Below are 8,322 nucleotides of genomic sequence, written 5' to 3'. Positions count from 1 at the left end.
AAGGCTGCTGCTGAGAAGGCTGCCGCTGAAAAGGCTGCTGCTGAGAAGGCTGCCGCTGATAAGATTGCTGCTGAAAAGGCTGCCGCTGAAAAGGCTGCCGCTGATAAGGCTGCTGCTGAAAAGGCTGCTGCTGAGAAGGCCGCTGCTGAGAAGGCTGCCGCTGAAAAGGCTGCTGCTGAGAAGGCTGCCGCTGATAAGGCTGCTGCTGAAAAGGCTGCTGCTGAGAAGGCTGCTGCTGAGAAGGCTGCTGCTGAGAAAGAACGCTTACAAAAGATCGAAGCCAATCGTCTAGCATTAAATAAAAAAGCTCAAGATGCAGGATTAAGCACTGAACAAGCAGCAGCTTATGCTGAAGCAAACAAAGAGGCTCAAACTAAAGCTGCACAGGAAGCACTAGATAGTATCGTGGCGGAAAATACACGTATTGCGACTAAGAAGTCAGAACTTGTAGTAAAAGCTCAAGTTGCTGGTTTGAATGCTGATCGTGCTAAGCAGTTTGCGGATAATAATGTCAACACTGCCGATACAAGTATCGCTAAAGCGTTGAACGCTGAAGTTTCTAAGGCAGTGATAGCGGACAAAGGTGGTGTATATGCAAATGGGCTGACCACTGATAATAAAGTTACTTCACAGAGTTCAAGCAGTCAATACATACAAACTCCTTATGGTTCTCGATATGTCACTCAGACTAAAACTGAATCCTCACTTAATAAAACTTACGATCAACCTTATTCTGTTGTTGTAGGTAGTGGCACAATGACTACTACTACTGATAACTATAACGGTACGCAAACTTCTAGTAATTTTGGTTTAGAAAAAGTAGCAGGATTGGCTACGCTAGAACAAAATGTACCAAGTGTTGGTAAAGCTGTGTATACAGGCTCGGCATTTTCATCAATTGATAACAATGCCGAGCTTAGCTACTTGATTGATTTCGATAAACGCAAAGGATCAGGGGAAATCACAGGTTGGGAAAATGAGTTTGGCAATGTAAAGCTGAATGAAGGCGATCTAAAAAAAGTTAACGTTGGCGGTAAATCTGCAGTTGGTGTATCAGGCGTTTGGTCTGGAACTAATGATATAGTTTCAGAAAGTAATGGTAACTATACTTTAGGATTGTTTGGTCCAAAAGCGGAAGAAATTGCTGGGACTGCTACAGTAAAATCTATGTCAACAGGGTCTAGTAACGTTACAGCTGGAAACACTTATAACGTTGGTTTCGGTGGTCAGAAAGATGCGAAAGCCTTATTAAAACGTCAAGCTATTGAAGCAGGTTTAACCGAAAAACGTGCACAAGTCTATGCTGAGACTAACGTTAACAAGGAAACTGCTGACGAAGCATTAAAAGCTGCTGTGAAAACCCAAGCAGACGATCTCGCCAAACTTGCAGCAACGGGAACAGCAATTGGTTTAACAGATGTTCACGCTAAACTTGTCGCTACAGCGCAACTGGATGCTCCAAAATCTGAGTTAAAAGAGGCGCTGCAAAATGCCGCTCTAACACAAGCTACAGAAGTTAAAATAGCAGCATTTGGTAATGATCTTGCTCAACGCTGGAATGGATTAAGCACTGAGAGTATCAGTCAAGATAGTCTAAATGATAAAGATCAATATAGTTTACGGGAAGGATGGAACTATATTTATCAACAACCCTATTCGATGGTGGTTGGCACTTGGCTGCTTACAGACATTAAAGATGATGTAAATCAGCTTGTAGGAAACCCTTATCCGTATAATGTAGATGTAGCTGGTTTTTCTACGCAAGCAGTCGCTATGCCTACGATAGGAAAGGCAACTTATACTGGCTTAGGCGTACATGTAAATGACAAATTCGATCTTAATTATAATGTCGATTTCGCAAAACGGACTGGTTCAGGCTCTTTGCTAAAAGCAGCTGAGTATGGTGGTAAGATTTCACTAGATGAAGGCAAAATTGCTAAAATCAATTTAAAGGGTAACGATGTCATAGGTATTAGTAGCTCAGCAACAGCCTTAAATGGAACACTAGGTAAATATAACCTTGGTTTTTATGGCACAGAAGCACAAGAAATTGCAGGTTCTTTAGAGATGAATCAAGGTAGTGGTTATAGAAATACTAATGACAAGATTGAATATGGATTAGGCGGAACTCGTGGTGAAATTTCTAAATAATAGAAAACTTATCCTTAAATAAATATATAAATTAAACCGTTTGAAGTATTTAGTCTATATTTCAAACGGTTTTTTCGTCATATCGGTAAAAGCTAATGAGAAAAAAGCTCTATATAGCATGTTCTGTTGCACTATCTACCACAGCCATTGCTCAAGAATCACCACCCACCCAAACCGTGTTCTTTGAAAAGACGCCGCAGGTACAACCAGAGTTGTTACTCAACCAGCCTAGTCTTAATGCGCCAAGTGTTGCACCAATAGCAGAAGGTAGCAGTCTAGAAGAACACATCAATTTCGCCATTGTAAGCAAAGACTGGCAAATGCTAGAAGGACTATTGGCTCAATATCGTACAACACTTAATTTTGATCCAATTTTATATGATTATGGATTAGGGGCACTATATCGAAATCAGGGTCGCCAAAAAGAAGCCATTGCGTTATATCAGCAACTCTTAGAGAGTCAACCCAATCTACATTATCCAAGGTTTGATTTGGCAATGATGTTATATGAAGACAAGCGTTATACTGAAGCAAAAGTGCAACTAGAGACAGCCGAGCCCTATCTTGCGCCAGCATTACAAGCTTTGGTTAGCCAACTTTTAGGAAATATCAAGAAATCTCAAGAATGGAAGCCTACATTAAACTTCAGTTATGAATCCACTAATAACGTCAATCAGGCATCTGACTTAAAAGAGTTAGTGCTTGGTGAAGCCACGTTTATCCGTAGTGAGGATTCATTACCACAAAAAGCACATGGCATACGTTATAACGTCGGGGCTACACAAGAGAAAAACATTAAGGGCAATCACTATATTTATAAAGACGTAGATTTAGGGGGCGTGAACTATTGGGACAACAGTGATTATAGTGAGCTGACACTACAAGCGAATTTAGGTTATCGTTATAAAGACATCAAGCAATCATGGGGTGTTATTACGATGGTTGAGCAAAATTTGCTAGGCGGAAGTCGATATAATCAGAACTATGCAGCGACGTTAGAATACAATCGACAAATGTCAGATCAATGGCAAATTTCTGGTAGTGTCTCGCATTTACAAAAGCGTTATGAAGACGATGACTTAGCCAATTACTACGATGGTCATGCTAATAGTACTGCGTGGATTTTTCTTTACCAACCAAAGCCTAAATGGCTGGTTTATGCTGGCGCTGATGTCATGCGTGATGACTTAGCGGATCAGGCTGAATCATCAGATCGTCAAGGCTTACGCGGAGGAATGGTATTCTCTGGAGATAGGATTAGTGTGAGAAGCAGTATTCGTTACGCTCAGCGAGATTTTAAAGAAGATAATTTCTTTTATGGCGAAAAGCGTAAAGACGATGAATATCAATTTAGTACAACACTAGGGCATAAGAATTTGAATTGGTATGGATTCACACCAAAACTGAACTACGAGTATCAGAAAATCGATAGTAACTTGCCACTTTATGAGCGTAGTAATAGTTCATTATCTGTAAAAGTAGATAAATATTTTTAGTGCTTGTATATAAAAATAAAAAATTAATCCCTCTATCTACATTCTCTTTAAGTCTTGTTAAATTTAATAAGGCTTAAAGCGTATTCCCCTCTATCGAAACTACTTATAATAAGTGTAGCAAAAAAATTAAACCACAATCACAAGACTAAACCTTTTCCAACGTGAGATGGTTGAGTCTCCCTGACTAAGGGCGAAATAACGACTCTAGATATTCAGCGCTCCCTACGGTATGCTTGAATCTCTAGAATCCTTTTTCGTTGGGGAAACCCCAAGCCCCAAATACCACCAAAAGCGTGGTGCTAACACAGTAAAGCATCGGTAGCTGATTATGGCAATAGTCCACATTGCGACCAAAGCAATATCCCGAAAAGCAGGGCAATCAGCGGTTGCTTCTGCGGCTTATCGTGCCGGTGTGATTCTCAAAGATGAGCGCTACGATAAGAGCCACGACTACTCAAAAAAATCAGGGGTGATGAGTGCGGATATTATTTTGCCGACTGCGCTAAAAGCCAAAGGCTTAATGGTCAGCCGTGAGGAGATTTGGAATAAAGCCGAACACGTTGAGGGGCGAACCGATAGCCGAGTTGCCAGAGAGTGGCTGATTAATCTGCCTCATGAATTGGACGAGGCGAAACGCAAGGCACTGGCGCATGAATTCACCCAAGTCTTAGCGGATAAATACAACATCATTGCCGATTGTGCCATTCATTCACCTAGCAAAAAAGAAGTGGCTAGGGGCGCAGACCCTCGTAACTACCACGCTCATATCTTAGTGACCACCCGAGAGGCAAAGATGGGCGCAGACGGTGAGCTATTCTTTGATAAGCAATTGAAGATACCGTTTGAGTGGTCAAACGATAAACGTAAAACCAAAGGCTTGCAGTCGTCTATCAAAGAAATCAAAGACATTCGCCAGTTATGGGTAGACATGGCAAACAAGGCGTTGGTCGGACTTGATGTTATGGAATTAGACGCCCGCAGTTTTAAAGCTCAGGGCATAGACCGTCTACCAACAGTCAAAATGGGCGTTGATGCCACCAACATGGAACGCAAAGGCATAAACACAGAAAATGGCAATAAGAACCGAGCCATTCATGTGATTAATCAGCGCAGAGAATTTACCAAACAAAGCAACCGGAAGGCAGCCGATGAGCGACACACCGTTGAATATACTGAGTGGGCAACTGAACGAGTTGAGTGGGCGACTAATCGACATCGACAGATCGACAAACGCCTTGATGACAGCCAACAGCGAATCGAAAGAATCAAGCGAGATACTGAATGGGCTGTTAGAGAAGATCAAGCTATCAGTAAAGTTATTGAGGGAAGCTCAAAAAGAAGTGGGCGCAACTCAAGAAACGCTGAATGGGCGGTTAAGAGAACTGAGCGAATCCTCAGACTCGTTGGAACAAGAGAACCTGACCTTAAAACAAGAGAAGAAAGCGTTGCAGAGTTTGATCAGCAAGCAAAAGCAGTTAATCGACTCATTGCAGACCGAGCTAACGCAGTTGCCACTGCCCCAAGCCCCTTCGATGACAACGCACGACGAGCAAGAGCTGCTAGCATCGCTAAAGAGCAGCGAGAATTTGATACAGCAGCAGAAAACTACGATAGAAAAACGAGATACTACAGTGGAAGAATTGAGAGCGTTAATAAACAAATTAGACATATAAGACTGGGCTATGCACACAAATTATTAGAGCGACATAAAGAAGATAATAGGCTCATAGTTGGTTGGCGTGAAAGCTCAGACGACTACCCTAACAAGTATGACTATCGTCAAAGTGATTTACTCGATGCTTTTGCTGATAAATTTAAGTTGGATAAAGCCAGTAGCGAAGATTATCGTGAATATCATAAAAGACTAGGCGATACGTTTGATTCTCCCTTCTTCAAAGAGAACAAGGCGATCATGGACTTACTACGTGATCCGAAGGCAGAGCGTGACCAGTACGATGCTATCAAAACCCACTATGACACTTTCATCGAAGAATTGGATAATCGCTATAAAACGATTGATAGCACGATGAAAAATCGCTTAGGTAATATTTCAGATGTTAGCAGAAGGACGGCTGAGAGCTTATCAGCACCTAGTTACCTCAAAGAATTGGATAATTACATCAATAACGAGGCAACCGCAGACGAGAATAAAGCACTAGCAATCAAGTGCAAATCTGACAAAATTAATCGGACTTGTCAGCTCCTTAAGAATGGAATGATAGGACTAAAGGATATCCGTGAAGCTGATAAACGCCAAACGCACTCAGAGGCTCTACAAGTGTCCTCAAATAACTTTATGACCAGTTATGGCAACGAGCTGTCTAACGATGAACAGAAGGCTATAAATGACGGTTTGAGTGCTGTTAATCAACCCGTTCGATCTAATACCATGAGTTATAAACGTTAGCATTAACCATCATCTTTTTGCTTTTTCTTCTAGTTAATTAAAACAAAAACATATTTTTTACTTTTAATTACTTTTAAAGACTTTTAGACCCTCTGGGAGCCTTTGTTTCAAAGGGGTGTAGGACTTATAAAGCTACAATCATCATAGATAAAGCTACGTTAATCATAGATAAAGCTACGTTAATCATAATTAGAAGCTACAATCATCATAGATTATGCTACAGTTATTTAACTGTAGCATAATGAGGTTTTTTTATGAGTTCTTTAATTGATACATATGAAAAAAAGTACCCTGAAAATTGGGTTGTGATGCAAAACAAAATTGAACAATGCTTCCATAAGATGACATTGGATGAGAAGCGATTGCTTATACTCGCTAGTCCAACAGCTAGAATGATCGATGCTTCTGAAAAAGATGCAATTGAGGTTACAGCTGAGCAATTTGCTAATGAATGCGGTATTAAGGTTAGTTCGGCATATAAGCAACTAGAAGTAGCTAGTAAAAACTTATTAAATCGCTCGTTTTCTTATGTAAACGAGCGAGGAAAACGTGTTGGAGTTACTTGGGTGATTAGGGCGGTATATGAGGATGGATACATCTCAGTATGCTTTCCCGATGAAGTGCTAATCATGCTTAAAGCATTTGACGCATCAAACCCTTTTACTAAGTATAAGAAAGAGAATGTTTTACTGTTAAAAGGTGAGTATTCAATTGATCTATATCATATAGCGAAAAAATATGAAGGTATGAGTACTTTTCAGATGACGTTAGAGGATTATAAACTAGAGCTAGGTTTGCCAAGATCCTATAACCGAATAAATAACTTAAAAGCTCGTGCATTAGAGCCAGCGATTGATGAGATTAACGAAAAGACAGATATAAATATCACTTATGAGAACATCAAGCGAGGTCGTACGGTCACTGGCTTGAAGTTTACTGTGAAGCCTAAGATTAAGCCTAAAAAAGCTTTAGAAGAAAAACGTGATCCACACACAGCTGATATGTTCACGGTTGACGGTCTAACAGACGCACAACTTGCTCGCATCACACGTAATCAGAGGTTTAAGAGTGAATACAATCATTTGATTCCACCGACAAGCTCTATAAATCAAGACCCCACCTTATGGGTCGACGAAATGGTTAGTCGTATTAAAAAAGACCCTGAATTTTTTAATAAAAAACGTCCTATCCGTGAGTATCTTAAAGACTAATTATTTATCTATTAGTTAATAATTAGTCTTGTGGTATATGCGGTCAAACCTATTTAATTTTACTTGGTGTATTTTAATTCTATAAGAGCCTAAAAACACCAAAAATAGTACTTCAGTAGCTTTAGCGGATATTTAAAATATAATTTTTAAAAAAATATAATATAGTTCAGTAATACCTTACACAATTAGAATACAATGAAGTAATATATGTTACATAAATGTATCGATTGGGGAATTACAGTGTCTTTAAAGTATTTATCAAAAGTAAGCGCGCTCGCTATTTTGGCATTAGGCATTGTTGCGTGTAGCAGTGGTGGTCATCACTCAAAACCATCTGCAAATTTACCCCCACTAACAGAGCAGACCGCTGCTGAGAAGGCCGCTGCTGAGAAGGCCGCTGCTGAGAAGGCCGCTGCTGAGAAGGCTGCTGCTGAGAAAGCCGCTGCTGAAAAGGCTGCTGCTGAGAAGGCTGCTGCTGAGAAGGCTGCTGCTGAGAAGGCTGCTGCTGAGAAGGCTGCCGCTGAAAAGGCTGCTGCTGAGAAGGCTGCCGCTGATAAGATTGCTGCTGAAAAGGCTGCCGCTGATAAGATTGCTGCTGAAAAGGCTGCCGCTGAAAAGGCTGCTGCTGAGAAGGCTGCCGCTGATAAGATTGCTGCTGAAAAGGCTGCCGCTGATAAGATTGCTGCTGAAAAGGCTGCCGCTGAAAAGGCTGCCGCTGATAAGGCTGCTGCTGAAAAGGCCGCTGCTGAGAAGGCTGCCGCTGAAAAGGCTGCTGCTGAGAAGGCTGCCGCTGAAAAGGCTGCTGCTGAGAAAGCCGCTGCTGAGAAGGCCGCTGCTGAGAAGGCTGCCGCTGAAAAGGCTGCTGCTGAGAAGGCTGCCGCTGAGAAGGCTGCCGCTGAAAAGGCTGCCGCTGAGAAGGCTGCCGCTGAAAAGGCTGCTGCTGAGAAGGCTGCCGCTGAAAAGGCTGCTGCTGAGAAGGCTGCCGCTGATAAGATTGCTGCTGAAAAGGCTGCCGCTGAAAAGGCTGCCGCTGATAAGGCTGCTGCTGAAAAGGCTG

At 41.6% G+C, this 8,322-nt stretch carries 5 protein-coding genes; all 5 read left to right on the top strand.

Going from position 1 to position 8,322, the window contains the following annotated elements; all coding sequences use genetic code 11:
- Positions 1-2,151 (top strand): factor H binding family protein (locus KPY62_RS13385; protein ID WP_228730791.1); only part of this gene is annotated, 2,151 nt, incomplete at its 5' end.
- A 95-nt stretch (positions 2,152-2,246) separates the two neighbouring features.
- Positions 2,247-3,647, top strand: a complete 1,401-nt coding sequence (locus KPY62_RS13380) for a surface lipoprotein assembly modifier (RefSeq protein WP_216583444.1) — start codon at positions 2,247-2,249, stop codon at positions 3,645-3,647.
- A 328-nt stretch (positions 3,648-3,975) separates the two neighbouring features.
- Positions 3,976-6,054, top strand: coding sequence for a MobA/MobL family protein (locus KPY62_RS13375; protein ID WP_216583443.1), 2,079 nt, complete (start codon positions 3,976-3,978; stop codon positions 6,052-6,054).
- Positions 6,055-6,308: 254 nt separating this feature from the next.
- Positions 6,309-7,265: a RepB family plasmid replication initiator protein gene (locus KPY62_RS13370; protein ID WP_216583442.1), complete on the top strand. Its 957-nt coding sequence runs from the start codon at positions 6,309-6,311 to the stop codon at positions 7,263-7,265.
- A 207-nt stretch (positions 7,266-7,472) separates the two neighbouring features.
- Positions 7,473-8,322: histone H1-like repetitive region-containing protein (locus tag KPY62_RS13365; RefSeq protein ID WP_216583441.1), on the top strand; the 850-nt coding region annotated here is incomplete at its 3' end.

Source organism: Psychrobacter sp. TAE2020, from assembly GCF_018919485.1.
GTDB lineage: Bacteria > Pseudomonadota > Gammaproteobacteria > Pseudomonadales > Moraxellaceae > Psychrobacter.
Note: the sequence above shows the minus strand (reverse complement) of the source record. Positions and strands in the feature narration are given on the sequence as shown.